The organism is Candidatus Abawacabacteria bacterium (assembly GCA_016207805.1).
Taxonomy (GTDB): Bacteria; Patescibacteriota; Gracilibacteria; order RBG-16-42-10; family RBG-16-42-10; genus JACQZO01.
The window spans coordinates 58,999-77,495 of the sequence record JACQZO010000011.1 but is presented as its reverse complement, the minus strand read 5'-3'; the positions used below and the strand labels follow the sequence as shown (position 1 = coordinate 77,495).

Genomic DNA, 18,497 nt, shown 5'->3' with positions numbered 1-18,497 from the left:
GGGAGGGGGGAAAGTTTTATAGAACTGTTTCCTCTGGGATATTATTCATCGGTTGCACAGGCGTGCCTTGCACCATAATCTTTCTTGGTTTCGCGCCGTCAGCTGGACCAACAATTCCTTTTTGCTCAAGTATATCTAGCAATCTTGCTGCTCTTGCATAACCAACACGTAGATGGCGTTGTAAAAGTGTTGCTGATGCTTTTTGAGTACGAATGACAAATTCAATCGCTTCCTTTTCTAAAGCGTCTTCGAAATTATCATTGCTGCCTAGGATACCCATGGTACCGGCATTAGGTAGGCCTTCGGGGATTTCACGCTTTTCTTCGATCACGTCTGTTTGGTATTCAACGGGACTTGTCAGTTTAATCTCATTGGTGACTGATTTCACTTCATCTGAACTGACGTAGATTCCTTGAACACGCATTAACCGAACATTATTGGGATCTTGGTACAACATATCGCCAGCACCTAATAAACTTTCTGCTCCCTGACGATTCAAAATAGTTCGTGAATCAATCCCTGAAGAGACTGTGAAAGCAATGCGCGCAGGAATATTCGCTTTAATTAATCCGGTGATGACATCAACTGATGGTCTTTGGGTAGCTACTATCAAATGTATACCCACAGCTCGAGCCATTTGAGCCACACGACAAATACTAGCCTCAATTTCTTTTGATGCCACCATCATCAAATCCGCCAACTCATCAATGACGATAACAATATATGGCATCTTTTCTTCTGGTTTTTTCTTATTGTAATTTTCAATATTTACCTCACCAGCACTTTCTAATTGCTTATAGCGATGATTCATTTCAGCAACAGCCCAGCGTAATGCTAGGATAGCTTTATCAGGATCGGTAATTACTGGTGTTAATAAATGGGGAATACCGCGATAAGCATTCAATTCAACACGCTTAGGATCAATTAAAATAAAGCGCATATCTTCCGGAGCATTCTGATAGAGCAGACAAACTAAAATAGCATTCATACAAACGGATTTCCCCGAACCAGTTGCTCCCGCTATTAGTAAATGCGGCATTTTTTTCAGATCAGCTGTAACAAATTCATTGTTCACATTTTTTCCTAAGGCAATGCGCAAAGGTGATTTGATCAATTTAAATGGTTCACTCAAGACCACCTCTTTTAGTTTCACCATTGCCCGCTTTTTATTAGGAATTTCAATACCGACTTTATCTTTACCAGGAATTGGTGCCTCGATACGAATACTTTCTGCTTTGAGTTTCAAGGCTATATCACTTTCTAAGGCCGTAATATTTTTAAGTTTCACCCCTGATGGTGGAGTGAAAGTATATTGAGTAACTGTAGGACCAAGATTGGCATCAATATGAATATTGTCTTCGGGACGAATAACACTAAACTCTAAAAGTGTTTGGTAAAGTTTGTGGACATTGGCTTCAATTTCTTTGGGATCTTCATAAAAGCTTTCATTATTATCACCAAGCAAAGATAATGGAGGGAATTTATAATCCCCCTTGGTAGGAGCCAATACTGTATGCAAAGGCTCTTGGGTTGAAGAAGTCAATTTTCCTGTTGGTACTGTAGCAGCAGCTGTGGAGGCTGGCCTAGTAATACTAGTAGCCAAACCTGAATTAGCAGACATTACTGGTTTAGTGCTCACATTATTTGACTGAGTGTGGGGCCTAGGAGCATGCATATCTTTCTCTTCTGGCAAATCCTCTTTCACCCATTCAATAAAACCAAATATTTTTTTGAGCGTAATATCAAAAGCAATCAATATACCAATTAGCATGGTAGCAATGAGCACAGCCAAACTACCAGCGTCACCCACGAAATAACGCAAAATACTAGTCAAAGTAAAGCCAACATAGCCACCGTACTGACCAGCTTTAGCTACTTCCAAAATAGTGTCCAAAGGTAAAGCCAAATGAATTAGTCCGAGAATAGAGAAGAAAAAGGTAGCCACACCAAAGAAACGGGCGAATGATGGCTTCAATGTTGAACTATAGAACACTAGAATTCCAGCAATTGCCAAAGCAAATGGGACTATATAAGCACCAATACCAAAAAATCTAAATAATACGCTGGCAATATTAACACCAAAAACACCAGCTTGATTCAGTAGGCTCAAACCAGTCAAAACAGACAGAGCAAATAAAAATATCACTTGAATTTCTCTATTGGTAGAGCTTTTCAACTTCAGGCTTGGCACTCTAATTTTAATTTTTTTTGAACGTCTGCGCCCCATGAAAATAATTAGCAGCTTGATGATAGCAGAACAAAAGCTCAAAAAGAATTACGAATTACAAATTACGAATTACAAATCAGCATTTAGCTTTATTGTTCCTAACATAAAACCAGGCCATTATTTCGCAGCAAGGCTTAACTATTTCATGCAATCTTCCCTGAGTGCATTCGTCATTAGTAATTCGTAATTTGTAATTATTTTAGTTGTTCCTCAATCTCTCGCAAACTAGCATCAATGTCATCCCAATGGATGGTATCTAGCTGTTCTGATAAATTACCTACGGCATCAGTGCCAGTGAAATCCACATCAAGTTCGCGAGCAATTTTTTCTAAAAAGACATCATCATTCTCCAATAAGATATCATCCAAAGAATGTTCGTAAGCAGGCATAGTATTGAGAGTTGCTGGCGCCGTATTTCTCACCACTGAAGACCCTTGAGTACATCCTGCTAAAGTTAGCATAGTCAGAATCAAACCAGTGGTAGTAAGGTGGGAAAAAGAGAGAAACATAAGAGAAGATAACAGAGAATGATAGTGAGAAATATGATAGAGCCCTTATCTATGTATATTTGTCACTATCATTAATTGATAATACGCATTGACTACTAAAAACATTACTAAGCACTGGGGCTAGGAGTAGGAGTCTGTGATGCTTGGTATATTGTTTTCAACTTTTTTGCTGCTTCTTGTAAAGTAGTATGCGCAGATTTGAGCGCTTCTTTGATTTGTTGAATACTAGTACGGAAAGCCTGGAACGCCGCTGGACGATCAGCAGCATCAGCTAAACCTTGAAATTGAGCTTCTGCAGCTGTAATCAAAGTACCAGCTGTTTGCAATTTTGCCTTTGCAGCAGCAATTAAATTCTCTACTTCAGTAATATTTACGCCCTTACTAGCTAATTCTTTAGCCTTGGTAGTCATTCGCTCAGCAATATCTCCCATACGCACTAAAGCATGCTCAAAACGCTCCTTGATACCATTCATAGCATGTGACATAGCAGTACGCTTTCCTTCAGAAAGCTCTTCTCTAATTTGTTTAATTTCTGCCTTTGCCGTTTCCTTAATTTGGCGAATCTGCGCTTTAGCAGTTTGCATGCGATCACGAAGTGGAGTTTCATTTGCAGAAACAGTGGCAAGCGGTAACAGCAGAGATAATGTCACACCACCAACAATAGCTAATTTAGAAAAAGAACGGTTCATAGAAAATGTTAAGTACATTTAATCTGTCGCGAGCATGTTACACTCTATTTTTATGTTCAACAAATCTGAGACGCAAGGCAGCCATTTCTTGTTCATTATTAAACATACCTAAAGATTTCCAGTAATTAATAAACTCCTCAAGTAAAGCACCAACGACATCAGCAAAATATAGATCACCAAAATCTCCCAAGCCTATGCATATGAACGCCAATTCATTTAAGTATTGATCCAAGGCAGCTGTAAAGAACTCAACACCTGGGAATTTTTTACCTAAATGGAATATACCTTCTGGAGCAGAAATAACAGACACGGACACAACACGTCGACTTGAGCCTGGATTGATACCAAGCGCTTCTAATGCTTGTGCCATACTCTTACCAGTCGCGAGCATTGGATCAGCCATTACCAAGACATCATCGGGCCGAAGAATAGAAACATCGGGTACAGAATGCATGGATGGATCTGATGTTGATTCTTTACGATTGGCATCAATATGAATAAATCTTTTGAAGCCTCTTTTTGCAAAAGCTTGTGCCATTGCTAAAGCACTACGCCATTCCACCGCAATCACAGTGTGCTCTGGATCAAGCTTACTTTCAGCAATAGCCCTATCAACAACTGCATCAATAATATGATCTGCCGACTCCCGAAATTCTACAGGAGGAACCTTAACTCCGGTTAATCGTTCCTTACGAATGGTTTCAAAATGAGGTGCACAATTAGGCACTCCAACTTTTAATCGAAAATTACCTTCTGCAGATTGCAAACCAGTTATATATCTTCCCGCGGTAAAGAGTTCAGGCACACTAAAAGGCTTAAACCTTACTCCTTCAGATCTACCTCTAGTCAGCATTGTTCTAAACAAATCTGCTTCATTTTGCCGTAATGCAGACTTAATATCATCCCGCAAACGAAGAAGCGCACGAGCAGCAACAACAATGCAAGCATCAACTGATGGCAATGGTTCAATAGCAGCAATCTTAGCATCCAGTGATTCTCCAGTGGCACCACTTTTCACAGCACGCGTGAAAGCTTTTTCATGTTCCCGGACTTTTGCTAAATACATAAGAATCAAGCCCCTCATATCATCAGGAAGACCCGCTAGAGGGTTAAGAAGAGGATCTTCACCACCAATTAAAACATAATGAGCTAAAGATCGAGCATGATCCCGTAAGAGAGTCGAAGCAAACTGAACTGGGGCACTCAAACCATTTAATTGAGATGCAGCTTCTGGTCCATGTAGCGCAGTAGCAAGCAAGGCCTGCTCTATTTCATCAACAGAAGGGCCGGCAGCAACTTCACCAGAAACCGACAAACCGTCTTCATTAGCCATAAAAAATATTTAGTCCCAAAAGTAGCTAATTTTGCTAATTATGGCAAATTAGTTCCGGCTATTTTCCATGACACTTCTTATACTTCTTACCGCTGCCACAGTAACAAGGATCATTGCGATCCATGGTTTTCCCCGTAGTTTTCTTGGTTACTGGTTGAGGCTTTTTCTCAGCCACACTGCTTTCCGTAAGAGTATCTTCAATTTGTTCTTGATTAGTAATCAGCTCTTTTTGTTCTTGAGGTTGAGCCATTTGGGGAGCAAAATCTACTTTAAAAATAGTATTTACTACTGAAATCTGAATAGCTGCCAGTAGTCGCTCCATAGCTAAATATGCCTCCTGCTTATACTCAATCAAAGGATCTCTTTGGCCATAGGCTTTGAGAGAAACCTTTTCTCGCAAATATTGCATATAGTCCAAGTGATCCATCCATAAAGAATCGATACTTCTCAAATATACATAGCGCTCCAACAAATGCATGGCATCAGGACTTGGTGCTTTGGCTACTTTTTGGTCATAGACAGCAATATAGAGATCCGCTAAGGCATTGCTTAATCTCTCAGCATGTTCAGTAATTTCCGCAGGAAAAGCATTCATCACTGCTGGATCACAAGGATAAATGCCAGACAAAGCTTCTCGCAAAGTATTCAAATCAATACTTCCAGTTTCAATATTTTGATGTAATTGTACTAAACGAGCAATTTCACTACGCAGAACTTCACGGATTTCACTTCTCAATTCTTTACTTTCCAATACTTTCTTTCGGCGTGCATAAATTAAATTGCGATGATGATTCATCACATTGTCATATTGCAAAACATGTTTGCGAATATCAAAGTTTCTGCCTTCCACTCTTTTTTGCGCTGCTTCGATTGAATAACTCATCATACTGTTTTCAATCTCCTGATCTTCAGGAAAATTGAGCCTACCCATCAAAGCTTTGATTCGATCCCCAGCGAAAAGACGCATGAGATCATCTTCCATGGAAACATAAAATTGGCTACTACCCGGATCACCCTGACGACCAGAACGACCACGAAGCTGATTATCAATACGACGAGATTCATGGCGCTCAGTGCCCAGAACATGCAAACCACCCACATCACCTACCCCTTCACCAAGTTGAATATCGGTACCACGACCTGCCATATTGGTGGCAATAGTCACCGCTCCCCTTTGCCCGGCCAAGGCAATGATTTCCGCTTCTTTCTCATGCAATTTGGCATTGAGTACTTGATGAGGAATACCTTCTTTTAATAAGAGTGAACTTAAATATTCTGACTTTTCAATAGAAATAGTACCAACCAATACTGGCTGGCCCTGCTCATGTTTATTCTTGATTTCTTTTACGACTGCACTAAATTTGCCACGTTCATTTTTGTATACCCGATCGGCAAAATCTTTTCTTTGCACTTGCCGATGAGTGGGAATAGAGATAACCGGTAAATTATAAATAGATTCAAATTCTTCGGCCTCAGTAGCAGCTGTACCAGTCATACCTGCTAACTTTTTGTAGAGACGAAAATAGTTTTGAAATGTAATCGTTGCCAGTGTTTTGCTCTCCTGTTTTACATCCACTTTTTCTTTCGCCTCCAAAGCCTGATGAAGACCTTCAGAATAGCGCCTTCCCGGCATGAGACGACCAGTAAACTCATCAACAATCACCACTTCACCATCTTTCACCACATAATCACGATCACGAACAAAAAGAGCATGAGAACGGAGTGCTTGCTCAATATGATGCACCTCAGTGAAACCAGCTTCAGTGTAAATATTTTTGATCCCCAACATTTGTTCCATATTGGCAATACCCTTTTCAGTCAAAGTAGCCGTTTTCATTTTTTCATCGACTACAAAATCCTCATCCTTTTTGAGCCGAGGAATTAAGGCACTATACTGAATATATTTATTAGTAGATTCCTGGGCTGGAGCAGAAATAATCAAAGGCGTACGAGCTTCATCAACTAAAATAGAATCTACTTCATCGACAATAGCGTAATGTAGTTCTCTCTGCACAATATGACTAATATCCTGCACCATATTGTCGCGCAGATAATCAAAACCAAACTCATTGTTGGTACCATAAGTAATATCGGCATGGTAAGCAGCCCTTCTATCATCATTACTAACGCCATGCACCACGACACCCACTGACAAGCCTAAATATCGGAAGAGCATACCCATCCACTCAGCGTCACGTTTAGCCAAATAGTCATTAACTGTCACAACATGAACCCCTTTACCAGTCAAAGCATTCAGATAAATTGCTAGTGTAGAAACTAGTGTCTTTCCTTCACCAGTTTTCATCTCGGCAATTTTCCCCCGATGCAGCACCATACCGCCGATCAGCTGGACATCAAAAGGAATCATATTCCACTCCTTTTCTATCCCCGAAATCGTGTACTTAGTACCTACCAAACGACGACAAGCATTCTTTACTACAGCAAAAGCCTCAATGAGCAAACTATCAAGAGACTCACCTTGAACTATTCGATCCTTAAACTCTTCAGTCTTTCTTTTGAATTGTTCTTCAGAAAGTTGCTGATATTCTTCTTCTTGAGCGTTGATCTTAGCTACCAAGTGCGAGATTTTTTTGAGCTCTTTCGCTGTATCATCCGGAAACATCCATTGCCAAATCCCCATAACGCAAAATTAAGCGAATGGAGATTAACATAGGGAGAAACTATTCTCCACTTGTATATAAAGTAGTATGTCTACGAGATATATGCTTTAGACTGACCGTACCAAGACTGTACCTTAGCACTGCTTGTGGTGCCAGAGATCCCTTCGTGAAAACATATATATCATGCTTATTAGGGATCCTTGAATCTTGCGGAGGACCAAAAAATAAGTCGGGATTCTCCAATACCTCTGGAGTGTGAGTTACAGGAAAAGCCGTTGGTCTATCATAGATAGGAAATGTCGAAAGTACTTGAGCAACAGCATCATTAGAATCAAATAACTTGTTCTCTCCGGTCCAAAATGGTTTACCTATCCACAATCCAACAATAACCTTCTTCTTCAGCTGCCTCCAGGCCACGGTATCTGCACCACTTAAAGAAAGCCGACGATGGTGAGGAGCCAAGCCAAAAACTGATCTACCCAATTTCTGCCATTGTGAAGGTGCGTCCCCTTTAGCAGAATATTGCGTACGAAGTTCTGACCATACTGAATTATCAGGATCATTACCTACCACCTGCTGGAACCAACTTTGCCAATTCACTTCAAGATACTCCACAGCTGTCCATAGCTCTTGATAGCCAGCAGCACATTGCCGCAATGCAGGAAGAACATGCGCCTGGAGATACTTAATTTGTTCAGCGCCAGGTTCTTTAGCCCCTGCTTTTAGCACATTCAATAATATTTGCCAAGGTTCAAATACCAACGCCTCCTCTGGCAACATACGCACACCTTTAGTATCAGCACTATCCGTTGTAGCAGCTTTAGCTGGAGAAAGCAGTGCTTCCAACTTTTTGATTAATGCCCCCATTCCACGTCTCACAAACTTTAAGCCTTGCATTGTTCTTAACCCCTTATAAAGTTTCTCCACTCCGGCATCAAATCCAGCAACATTTGCTGCAGCTATACATGCTAATGGTCCCTGACTTCGCACTCTAAGCTCCTTCATGAAACCTTCACTGGCTAACAGCCTGCCCACTTCAGCAATAGTAGGCAAAGCTTCATCAGCTACCATTTGACTAATAGCAGTATCGATAGAAGTAATCAATTGATTCATTTCTTGCAAAACACTCAGCTTGGTTGAGACATGAGGCAAAAAGTCTGCTGATAATTCATTGGCCAGCAAAAGAGTCCTTCTCCGGGCAGCAACATTTAATACATCATCATAAGCACTTAAAACCCACGCATTTACCTGAGCTTCAAAACTCTTCAAATCATCTACTACTACCCCCCTATCATTTTGGTCAGCCCTAATAACGATCTCATTAAATGCACTATACATAGCCCGTTCCACATGGGGATAGCGAACAACAATACGAGATTCATCGCCATATACCTCGGCCATCAAACCCTCCGCACTAACTATCTCTTTAACTCTTAGCAAAGGGCCTGGCATTGAGGCTCTCTCGAAATAATAATCTTTCACTGCATCACGAATGTCTTTCACCGTCATTCCATCCGTAAGTCTTTCTAGGACTGAACTAGGATGAATTGTGGTCTTACGTTCCCTAACCTTACCACCAGTATCTTCATCAAGTGCAATTGTTTTTCTCAAATCCTCTCTGCCAACGAGCTGTAAAAAAGTAAAATAGAGAAAAGGATATAAAAGTTCATATAGCTGTTCATTTCTTTCCCTTCCATCCACCGCGGTTACCGCATTGTCCCAAATTTTTGCCGCACACGCACCACTCATCAACAAGTTATCCAATGAACCAACAAGAAACCTAGCCTCTTCTCGAGCCATTTTCCACACTTCTGTATAATGTAACTCATATGGTCTTTTACGATAATATGAGGCATAAGCAGCTAGAGCTTCTCTTAAATAAGCCCTAATTCCAGATTGAGGGGCAAAAGTAACGCCCATGGCCCAGGTTTCAATCCCATCCAGCAACTCTCTAGGTATAGACTCAGGCTCCAATCCAGGGTTCTTACTTATTGCATTAAGTCTCTCTAAATAAGGCCTAGCATGTCGAGCTATAGCTCCCTGAACAGCTAAACCATCAAGATGGACATTTCTTCTATTGATATCTGGCGGAAATAGTTCCCTCTGTAGTTCTAATGCTGATTTACCCATACAAATAAAAACAATAAGACTAACCATTCAACACCGATAATAAAACATTGTCAAGAGAGCAACGTGTCCTTAGTATTATCCCATCTGTTTCAATCTTTCCTTCTGCGACATCGCTCCATATTTCATCAGTGTCTGCTCTAACAACCACTTGTCTTTCTTCTTTACCACACAAGTATCATGCGCTCGAGCAATAACAAAAGGATACCCTTTCCCTTTATTCACCTGATCAATCAGCATTCCCCAGGCCTCTTCTGCTAAATCTTGTCCTAATAAAAACTCTATCCTAATCACTCCCCCATTTCCTCCACTAACTTCGGATTTCGCATTTCGCACTGCACACTTATAATATACAAATCCCACCTTATACCTCTCGTCTAATTTCAAAATGGGTGACGATGCCATAAATACCGGCGAAAAACTATTGGACATAAGCACTTGCCCAAATAAATCTTCATCTAGCACTCCCTGATAATCTTGCCCAGTAACTTTCTCAATTTCATCAACCACATCTCTTCCTTGAGAGCGATCAATCACAGCCAAAACTGGCGAGTGTTTTTGATAACTATCGACCAACAGTTGCGTGTATTTAATCACCAACTTTTCTTTAGTTGCCTTTTCTAGTTGCTCCCATTGCCAACGAATCAGACTACCATCAATCAAGACGCATTGAGCAGGATATTTGGCACCAACAGAAAATTCTAGTTCCAACAAAGGATTGCTGAGAGTGGCCACATCATCTTTTTGTAAATCAATTATTTTGCGCTCAATAGTTTCTTTGCCCTTTTGGTAGTCTGTATATACTCGTGCCAAAGAAACAGCCTTGAGCTCTACTGCTCGATGACGAGAAAGTTCCAAAGGAGAGCTATCAGCAGCAATGATACTATAACCTTGAGTTGGTTTTTCTATAGCAGGAATCTGATATGCCGCCAATGGTAACTGCTCCGGCTTGATTGTTTTCCAAACCTGCTCTACTGCTTGTAAATTGCTAGCAAAACTTTGTTGTTGAGCAATCAATCGTTTTTTAACAGTCTCTGCGTATTGAAGCAATATTCCTAAGTCAGCCATAGAAAAATTACGAATTACTAATTACTAATTACGAATTACAAATTACTAATGGATGGAAGAAAACACAATCTCGAATTTATTGAGAAAATGAATTAAAATGTGCCTGATTAAGCTGTGATCTTTAATATGCATCTTTACGAAATGCGATATCAGTAACAACTACTTTTTCACCATTATAAAAATATACAATCCTGACACTTCCCTTTCTCACTCTATACAAACTGTCATATCCTTTAAGCTTCTTGATGTCCATTCCAACAAAATCCAATTTAGTTAACTTTTCTATTATTTCAAGAATTACAGATCTCTGTTTGGGCGATAATAGTAATAAAAACTTCCTATACTTCTCCATTGATTTGTTTGAACTCTTTGAGCAGTTGCTTGGCCTCAACGCCTGGATTAAAGCTGAGCCCAATCTCTTTTTTGTTGTTTCTGAAAGTAACCTTTGGTTCCTTGAAAACTAATGGCTGAATAAGCATACCACCAGCCACCTCCTGGGCAATGAAATACTTCGTTTTATAACGATCACGGAAGGATTTGGGTAAAGTAACTACTCCCTTACCAAACATAGTGAGCACAGTGTTCGTGACTTTCATATCTTTCATAGTTACACTAGTAATCCTAGCATATGAGGATTGAACTATCCACCCATGTAAAAATGAATTAAAATGCCAGCAACTATTTACTATGAACATCAAGATTATCGATGCGCAATCAAACACCGAAGCTCCTATACCAGTATCACTTTTTGATATTCCTTTCGATCCCCTTACTCAAGCACAAACGCTAGCAATCATTACCGACCGCTTGGAACAGGGAAAGAGCACTCGAATTGTCACGATCAATCCTGAATTTGTTTTAACTGCAGAAAAGAACCCAGAATTTAAGCAAGTGCTGCAAACAGCAGACTTACATTTAGCTGATGGAGCAGGAATACTTTGGGCAACGAATTTCCTTAAAAAAATTACGAATTACGAATTACGAATTACAAATTGGATTGGAGTAACACTAGAACTAATAGTGTCACTACTACTTTTTCCTTTTTTCCCAAAACGGTATCAGGATCCATTGCCAGAACGTGTCACGGGGAGTGATCTATTCGCCCCTTTAATGAACCTGTTAGCCCAAAAATCCCAATCTATCTTCCTCCTCGGCGCCGCCCCTGGCGTGGCCGAAGCCGTAGCTAATCAATTCAGAATTCAGCATTCAGCATTCAGAATTCACACTTATTCCGGCTCTCCCAATGAATCTGATGCCCACCATATCATCAAGCTAATCAATGATAGCCAAGCATCCGCCCTCTTCGTTGCTTTCCAATTTCCTAAACAAGACACGTGGATAGCGGAACACTTAGTAAAAATGCCTACTATTAAAGTAGCTATGGGCGTAGGAGGCACCTTTGATTTCATTGTTGGTGGCAAGCATGTTGGCTACGGCAAGTTCAAAGCCCGTCGTGCCCCACAACTATTTCGCAACTTGCATTTGGAATGGCTCTGGAGGCTGGTGACACAACCCTATAGACTGAAGAGAATATTTAGAGCTACTTTTGGGTTTATCTGGAAAGTCTACAAAGAAAAATTACGGATTACGAATTACTAATTACGAATTTGACAAGGAAGTTTTAATGATAGCTGTTAAGATTGCTAGTAGTTGATCTATATTTTTTAACAGTTTATCTGTTTGACTCTCTTCAGGTAAGTATATCTTTATAAGCGCAAGCCAATAGTTTACTTCTCGGGCTTCTTTTCTAGCAATAGCAAGTTTACTAATAAAATCTTTTCTACTTTGAGCTCCGATAGCCTCTTCAATATTTGCCCCAATGCTTGTTCCACTCCTCATTAACTGACTTGCAAGCTCATATTCATGACGCACTCTAAGTTTTTTAGTGAACCTTAAAATATCAATAGAGAACTGAAATGACTTTTCTTGAATAACGTTTGGTGTCGTTCCCATAGCTTAAATTTAAACGCTTAGCTAGTATAGCCATACAATTATGAAACCTTTCATTTCATTCGTAATCCGTAATTAGTAATTCATAATTTTTCTATGTTTGTCACAAAAACATTAGTACAAAAATCTATTATCAGCCTAATCATACTACTATTCACTTTCGCTTTGATTCGCACCGCTTGGATTGGTGACGATGCCTTCATCACCTTTCGCACTATCGATAATTTAGTAAATGGCTATGGAGCAGTTTGGAACATTGGCGAAAGAGTGCAGACTTATACCAATCCACTGTGGATGCTACTACTCACTGTGCCCTACTTTTTTTCTCATGAGATTTATTTCACTGCTCTATTCCTATCTATTGGCATCAGTTTAGTTGCTATTTATGTGTTACTTTTTCAGCTACAAAAAAATATGGCAGCATCCTTACTTACTGCTAGCATTTTATTAATTTCCCATGCATTCATTGATTTTTCTACTTCCGGTTTAGAAAATCCACTCACGCACTTATTGATCATAGCCTTTGTTTTTACCTATTTTTCAACCAAGGCACTACCAAGAAGGAGGCTTTTCATGTTGGCTCTCATTGCCAGCCTTGCCATGGTGAATCGTTTGGACAGCATATTATTATTTCTACCAGCATTATTATTTGAACTGTATCGGCAATTGTCGTGGCGGAATCTTTCCACTATGCTGCTCGGAGCCTTACCAGTTATTACCTGGGAAATATTTGCGCTCATTTACTATGGTTTTTTTCTCCCCAATACTTATTTTGCCAAACTACATGCCGGCATTCCTGCTATACACTTAATTTATCAAGGGCTGATTTATTGTTTAGAAAGTCTAAAAAATGATCCCATTACTCTATTGGTCATCATAGCTAGCCTAGTTTGTTCTTATCACCTTTATAAAAATACGCCATCACACACTAATTTCGCACTGCGCATTTCGCACTTCGCACTTCCCCTCGGCTCTCTTTTATACATTCTCTATGTCATCAAAAATGGCGGTGACTTCATGGCAGGCCGCTTCTTTTCAGCACCTTTCATCTTAGGATTAGCATCCTTGCAGCCCACTATCAGCGCTTTTTTCCCAGAGAAGAAAACAAAAGAGAGTGTTATTATTTCAACAAGCATATGCTTAGGTATATTCATTGCCATATCTAGCTATTGGTTTAGCCAACCAATCAGTGTTGAACCAACAATACCACTCAATGGGATTGTGAACGAAAGAGGCTTCTTTTTTCCCTCAACTGCTCTAGTCAATCAAACCCGATCGCAAGTGGTACCGCCACACTCTTGGGCTATTTATGGTGCTCAAATACGAAGCGACAATTCAAGTCATAGGAGCTATCAGCAAACAATCATTTTCCCCAATATTGGCTTTTTAGGCTACTTCGCTGGTCCTAAGATTTATATCATAGACCCATTAGGGATAGCTGATCCTTTCATTGCCAGAGAATCTATTGATTTGCAAAAAGAGTGGCGCATTGGCCATTATGTCCGCACCTTACCCAATGGCTACCTGGAAAGTAAAGAAGAAAAAAACAACAAGATTTTATCTGCTGAAAAAGCAGCTCACTATGAAACATTCCAAAAGATCATTGCAGGACCAATTTTTGCCCCCGAACGTTGGCAATTAATTTGGCAAAGAAAAGGATTTTGAATAGGTGCCATTATTTAGACTATAGGATTGACCTAATAAAATGATTTAAAGTAAAGTAATAATTTGGCATTTGTTTGCAGAGTTTTTTAGTCTTTGCTACAAACATTTTGTAACTAATTCAAAATATGCAAGCAATTTTGTGGAATATAGTATTAGCGATTGGGATTTTTTTGATTCCTTTCAATGCTCATGCCTATATAGATCCAGGAGCTGGTAGCAGCATCATACAAGTACTCATCGCCACTGCTGTCGGTGGCTTATTTGGTCTAAAAGTATTATGGCAAAAGTTTCTCTCTAGGGCTAAAAAAAAGTAACTGAAGTATTTATTGCATGTCATCCAATGATAACCAATTAGGTTCATCTTTTCGCGACCCTTCTGGCTTTATCTTTAAAAGCAAAGGCAAGATTTTTCGCCAAATAAACAAAAGCTATCAAAAGCATTATGATTTGCTCATAAGCTCTGGTTTATTTGCTAAATTAGTAAACCAAAAACAACTGATAGCTCATAATGAAGTTGACGCTTCAATAGATGCCTACAAGATAATTGAACCAGAACAAATCCCCTTCATTTCTTACCCCTATGAATGGTGTTTTGGCCAATTAAAAGATGCGGCACTACTTACGCTATCTATTCAAAAAGACGCTTTGGAACATGGCATGACCCTTAAAGATGCCAGTTCTTACAATATTCAATTTCTCCAAGGAGCGCCAATACTCATTGATACACTTTCTTTTGAATCCTACCAAGAAGGTCACCCATGGCAGGCATATCGTCAATTTTGTCAGCACTTTTTAGCCCCCTTGGCATTGATGCACTATTCTAATATCCATGCAGGCCGTTTGAGTGCAATTTGGCTAGATGGTATCCCACTGGAAGTGGCTGCTAGCTTTTTGCCATGGAAGACTAAGTGGAAGTTTTCAACTCTCATGCACATCCACCTACATGCAAAAAGTCAAAAGCACTATGAAAGAAAGGACACTAATAATCAACCAGCAAAAATGAGCAAGTTTCAGATGTTGAGTTTACTAGATAGCCTAACCTCAACCATCAAAAAACTTACTCCACATAAACAGAATACCGAATGGATAGATTATTATGATCGCACTAATTACAGTGATGAGAGTATTGAAGATAAAAAACGTATTGTTGCCCAATATATAAACCAGTTGCAACCGACGTCACTATGGGATCTTGGTGGAAATGATGGCCATTTTAGCAGGTTAGCCAGTGATAAGAATATACCGACTATTTCATTTGATATTGATCCTTTAGCCGTGGAACAAAATTATCAGCAGTTAAAATCTAAAAAAGAAATTAATCTATTACCCTTAGTCCTAGATTTAACCAATCCTAGTCCGGCAATTGGTTGGGGAAATGAAGAGCGAGAATCACTTACTGCTCGTGGTCCAGCTCATACATTATTAGCTTTAGCTATTATTCACCATTTAGCAATTTCTAATAATGTGCCCTTTGAGAAAATAGCACACTACTTTAGTCAATTAGGAGAAAACTTAATCATTGAATTTGTGCCAAAAACAGATTCGAAAGTGCAGTATCTTTTAAAGACTCGAGAAGATATTTTTGCTAATTATACCAAATCAGCTTTTGAAGAAAGCTTTGGCAATTATTTTTCGATTCAAAAAAACCAAAAAGTCAGCCACTCTGAACGTACTATATACTTAATGAAACGACATGCTAAAAATTAATACCGAAACTAAAAAGTTTATTGAAAATATTTTAGTCAGTATCTTTTTTGTTAGCACCATAGTTTTTTTTGCTCCTTTAGAATTATATTTTCATAACAGTACTGAGTTCTCATTTAGTAGCACGGAATTACTCTTATTTACTTTAATAGTTGCTACACTTAGCACAGGCATCATTATGCTTGGATTGCTTTATTTTAAACGAATTCGTGCCAGCTTGTTAATAGCTTTGTTAACACTAGGAATATTCTCTTGGTATCAAAACATTTTCGGCTGGACATCCGGCATTTTGAATGGTGTAGCCGATGAAATTGAACCTACTCTTTTATTCATTGTGACCGAGAGCACAATAATGCTTACACTCTTTGTTATTACCATCAAGAAACGAAGCTTCCTTTTACCTTACGCTGGGAAAATAGCCAGTGTTTTCATTATCAGTCAACTTGTTAGTGTTGGATTACTGATTATAAATATGCCATCAGAGCCACTATTTAAAAGTTTAGTGATAGATAATGAGAACAAATTTAACTTCTCAGCAAAAGAAAAAAACGTCGTAGTTCTCTTACTAGATTCATTTCAAACAGATGTCTTTAGAGAAATTATTACTGAACGGCCTGAATACCAAGATATGTTAAAAGGTTTCACCTATTTTCCCAACAATTTGGGAGGTTATCCCACCACATATGCCTCAGTAAGTCTGGCACTCACTGGAAACTACTACCACAATGAAATGCCGATCCAAGAGTTTATTCAACAAAACTTTTCTACAAACTCCTTACCAAAAGCATTTAAAGAGGCGGGTTACGAGGTTTCCATGCCTTTAAACATGACTCTTTATAGCACTCCAGAAATTACCAGTAGCTATAAACAAAAATCATGGTTCATCAATTGGGAAAGTTTTTTGCCTCTTTACCAATTAAGTAGTTTTAAATTATTGCCTAATAGTATTAAAAGTATTCTTGATAACCAAGATGAAATAACAAATGAACCTGATAATCAATATAAAGTGACAAATGCGGGAACAAAAACTGGTGGTCTTTTTGATGACAATATTGATTTTGTTAACCGCTTTGAGTACCAAGCAAGCACCACCGCAGACAAACCTACTTTCAAATTTTATCATCTGAAAGGTGTTCATGCTCCTTTGAATCTAAATGAAAATTTCCAATATGAATCGATGCCATTTAATCGATTATCTTTTAAGAGACAAAGTGTAGCAACACTCAAAGTGGCACAGAAGCTGCTGAAAGAAATAGAAAAATTAGGGATTTATAACAATACAGCTATTGTCATCCTTGGTGATCACGGCAATGGCTTATCACCAGAAAGTTTTTCTGAAAGAGCAGAAGACAATAAATTTCATTACAAAATTGCTAATGACATTAAGTTTGCTGCTCGTCCATTACTTTTGATTAAGGACTTCAATAATCAAACTCCTTTTTCAATCTCAGATAAACCAACAACACTTGGTGATATTCCCAAATCCCTAGCTAATATTGCCAAGTTACCAACGATATTTCCTGGCATAGATATCCTGCATGAAGAATCACCAATGAACAGGATTCGTGATTTCTTTTTTTATACCTGGGATGGTAAATGGAACAAGGACTACTTACCAACGATGAAGCAATTTACCGTATCTGGAAATACTTTCGATAATACTTCCTGGACCGATACATACAAAATGTATTCTGAAAAAGAAGTCACCAATAGCCTTTCCCCAATTCAACTAGCCACCCCTTATTCCTTTAACCTAGCCACAGAAAGCACTAATGCATATTTACAAGGCGGCTGGGGACAACCTGAGCCTAAGTACACATGGACTACTGACCGTTACGCGTCCGTACTAATCCCCGGAATAGACGCTCCTCATAATGTCATTATCGATTTTAAAGTAGTCCCATTTGTCTTGGGAGAAAAGAAATCCAGTCAAAGACTGAATATAACTATAAACAATACTACCATAGCTCAGGCGACACTAGACAAAGCTGAAACCATACAAGTTACAGTTCCCCATGCTCTCATTGAAAACAAACAAATAAAATTAGTCTTTGAGCTACCTGATGCTGTATCACCTAAAGAAGTTGGCCTAAACAGTGATGAGCGACTGTTAGGTATTGCACTCCAAGAGATGACTGTAAATAAAGTGATTCCCTATAAGTATGGAAATGTAATTGAATTCATCAAAGGTTCTGAAGGACTTGAATATTTAAAAAGTGGCTGGTCAACACCTGAGGATACACAAACTTGGAGTAGTGCCAATGAAGCTACTATAGCTATTCCTATTCACCCCTCTAGCCATGATTTACTCTTATCCGCCGACATAATGCCGCTTATAGCTGCTAAACAGTTGCCTATGCAAAATATAAAAGTACTAATTAATGATCATGTCTCCAGCACATGGCAAATGCAAAGCAACGGTGAGTATTTTTTAACTATTCCCAAAGAAGAGACTCACAATGGAATCCTACTAATACGATTTCTGATTCCCCAGGCCAGATCTCCAAAAAGTCTTGGCATCTCTGAAGATATGCGAACACTAGGAATAGCAATAAAAAAGATCATTATACGAGAAAAAAATTGATCCTTATCCACTACTTTTCT

General features: G+C 39.1%; 15 protein-coding genes. 5 read left to right on the top strand and 10 right to left on the bottom strand.

The genetic code is table 11. The features are described from left to right. Window positions 1-16: 16 nt before the first annotated feature. The 9 genes from HY817_03190 to HY817_03150 form a co-directional block, all read right to left on the bottom strand. Window positions 17-2,227, bottom strand: a complete 2,211-nt coding sequence (locus HY817_03190) for a DNA translocase FtsK (GenBank protein MBI4836240.1) — start codon at window positions 2,225-2,227, stop codon at window positions 17-19. A 194-nt stretch (window positions 2,228-2,421) separates the two neighbouring features. After that, complete coding sequence (locus HY817_03185; GenBank protein MBI4836239.1) at window positions 2,422-2,736, bottom strand: hypothetical protein; 315 nt, start codon at window positions 2,734-2,736, stop codon at window positions 2,422-2,424. Window positions 2,737-2,843: 107 nt separating this feature from the next. Further along, window positions 2,844-3,425, bottom strand: a complete 582-nt coding sequence (locus tag HY817_03180; GenBank protein ID MBI4836238.1) for a hypothetical protein — start codon at window positions 3,423-3,425, stop codon at window positions 2,844-2,846. Between the two features lie 37 nt (window positions 3,426-3,462). Next, window positions 3,463-4,758: a hypothetical protein gene (locus tag HY817_03175; GenBank protein MBI4836237.1), complete on the bottom strand. Its 1,296-nt coding sequence runs from the start codon at window positions 4,756-4,758 to the stop codon at window positions 3,463-3,465. A 58-nt stretch (window positions 4,759-4,816) separates the two neighbouring features. Then, window positions 4,817-7,399: a preprotein translocase subunit SecA gene (secA, locus tag HY817_03170; GenBank protein ID MBI4836236.1), complete on the bottom strand. Its 2,583-nt coding sequence runs from the start codon at window positions 7,397-7,399 to the stop codon at window positions 4,817-4,819. A gap of 40 nt (window positions 7,400-7,439) precedes the next feature. Further along, window positions 7,440-9,509, bottom strand: coding sequence for a hypothetical protein (locus tag HY817_03165; GenBank protein MBI4836235.1), 2,070 nt, complete (start codon window positions 9,507-9,509; stop codon window positions 7,440-7,442). 75 nt (window positions 9,510-9,584) lie between these two features. Beyond that, window positions 9,585-10,574, bottom strand: coding sequence for a DNA double-strand break repair nuclease NurA (locus HY817_03160; GenBank protein MBI4836234.1), 990 nt, complete (start codon window positions 10,572-10,574; stop codon window positions 9,585-9,587). Between the two features lie 121 nt (window positions 10,575-10,695). Beyond that, window positions 10,696-10,926, bottom strand: a complete 231-nt coding sequence (locus tag HY817_03155; protein ID MBI4836233.1) for a type II toxin-antitoxin system mRNA interferase toxin, RelE/StbE family — start codon at window positions 10,924-10,926, stop codon at window positions 10,696-10,698. Beyond that, complete coding sequence (locus tag HY817_03150) at window positions 10,913-11,179, bottom strand: hypothetical protein (protein ID MBI4836232.1); 267 nt, start codon at window positions 11,177-11,179, stop codon at window positions 10,913-10,915. The genes HY817_03155 and HY817_03150 overlap by 14 nt, the downstream gene beginning before the upstream one ends. Window positions 11,180-11,261: 82 nt before the next feature. On the opposite strand from HY817_03150, the gene HY817_03145 reads away from it, so the two are divergent. Continuing rightward, window positions 11,262-12,173, top strand: coding sequence for a WecB/TagA/CpsF family glycosyltransferase (locus tag HY817_03145; GenBank protein ID MBI4836231.1), 912 nt, complete (start codon window positions 11,262-11,264; stop codon window positions 12,171-12,173). Here the strand turns inward: HY817_03145 and HY817_03140 are convergent, their stop codons facing one another. Continuing rightward, window positions 12,174-12,527, bottom strand: coding sequence for a four helix bundle protein (locus HY817_03140; protein MBI4836230.1), 354 nt, complete (start codon window positions 12,525-12,527; stop codon window positions 12,174-12,176). A gap of 93 nt (window positions 12,528-12,620) precedes the next feature. Between HY817_03140 and HY817_03135 the strand changes: the two genes are divergently transcribed. From HY817_03135 to HY817_03120, 4 genes are all read left to right on the top strand, one after another. Next, window positions 12,621-14,189: a hypothetical protein gene (locus tag HY817_03135; protein MBI4836229.1), complete on the top strand. Its 1,569-nt coding sequence runs from the start codon at window positions 12,621-12,623 to the stop codon at window positions 14,187-14,189. A 125-nt stretch (window positions 14,190-14,314) separates the two neighbouring features. Beyond that, complete coding sequence (locus HY817_03130) at window positions 14,315-14,503, top strand: hypothetical protein (GenBank protein ID MBI4836228.1); 189 nt, start codon at window positions 14,315-14,317, stop codon at window positions 14,501-14,503. A 16-nt stretch (window positions 14,504-14,519) separates the two neighbouring features. Then, the gene (locus HY817_03125) at window positions 14,520-15,896 is read left to right on the top strand and encodes an SAM-dependent methyltransferase (GenBank protein ID MBI4836227.1); all 1,377 of its coding nucleotides are present in this window, start codon (window positions 14,520-14,522) and stop codon (window positions 15,894-15,896) included. After that, a complete protein-coding gene (locus tag HY817_03120) occupies window positions 15,883-18,477 on the top strand; it encodes a sulfatase-like hydrolase/transferase (GenBank protein ID MBI4836226.1) in 2,595 nt (864 codons plus the stop codon). The genes HY817_03125 and HY817_03120 overlap by 14 nt, the downstream gene beginning before the upstream one ends. Window positions 18,478-18,497: the final 20 nt, after the last annotated feature.

Coding starts and splice junctions, on each gene's coding strand:
- HY817_03150 (MBI4836232.1), bottom strand. CDS start 11,179: ATGAAAGATATGAAAGTCACGAACACTGTGCTCACTATGTTTGGTAAG.
- HY817_03145 (MBI4836231.1), top strand. CDS start 11,262: ATGAACATCAAGATTATCGATGCGCAATCAAACACCGAAGCTCCTATA.
- HY817_03120 (MBI4836226.1), top strand. CDS start 15,883: ATGCTAAAAATTAATACCGAAACTAAAAAGTTTATTGAAAATATTTTA.
- HY817_03130 (MBI4836228.1), top strand. CDS start 14,315: ATGCAAGCAATTTTGTGGAATATAGTATTAGCGATTGGGATTTTTTTG.
- HY817_03155 (MBI4836233.1), bottom strand. CDS start 10,926: ATGGAGAAGTATAGGAAGTTTTTATTACTATTATCGCCCAAACAGAGA.
- HY817_03140 (MBI4836230.1), bottom strand. CDS start 12,527: ATGGGAACGACACCAAACGTTATTCAAGAAAAGTCATTTCAGTTCTCT.
- HY817_03190 (MBI4836240.1), bottom strand. CDS start 2,227: ATGGGGCGCAGACGTTCAAAAAAAATTAAAATTAGAGTGCCAAGCCTG.
- HY817_03135 (MBI4836229.1), top strand. CDS start 12,621: ATGTTTGTCACAAAAACATTAGTACAAAAATCTATTATCAGCCTAATC.
- HY817_03160 (MBI4836234.1), bottom strand. CDS start 10,574: ATGGCTGACTTAGGAATATTGCTTCAATACGCAGAGACTGTTAAAAAA.
- HY817_03180 (MBI4836238.1), bottom strand. CDS start 3,425: ATGAACCGTTCTTTTTCTAAATTAGCTATTGTTGGTGGTGTGACATTA.
- HY817_03125 (MBI4836227.1), top strand. CDS start 14,520: ATGTCATCCAATGATAACCAATTAGGTTCATCTTTTCGCGACCCTTCT.
- HY817_03165 (MBI4836235.1), bottom strand. CDS start 9,509: ATGGGTAAATCAGCATTAGAACTACAGAGGGAACTATTTCCGCCAGAT.
- secA (MBI4836236.1), bottom strand. CDS start 7,399: ATGGGGATTTGGCAATGGATGTTTCCGGATGATACAGCGAAAGAGCTC.
- HY817_03185 (MBI4836239.1), bottom strand. CDS start 2,736: ATGTTTCTCTCTTTTTCCCACCTTACTACCACTGGTTTGATTCTGACT.
- HY817_03175 (MBI4836237.1), bottom strand. CDS start 4,758: ATGGCTAATGAAGACGGTTTGTCGGTTTCTGGTGAAGTTGCTGCCGGC.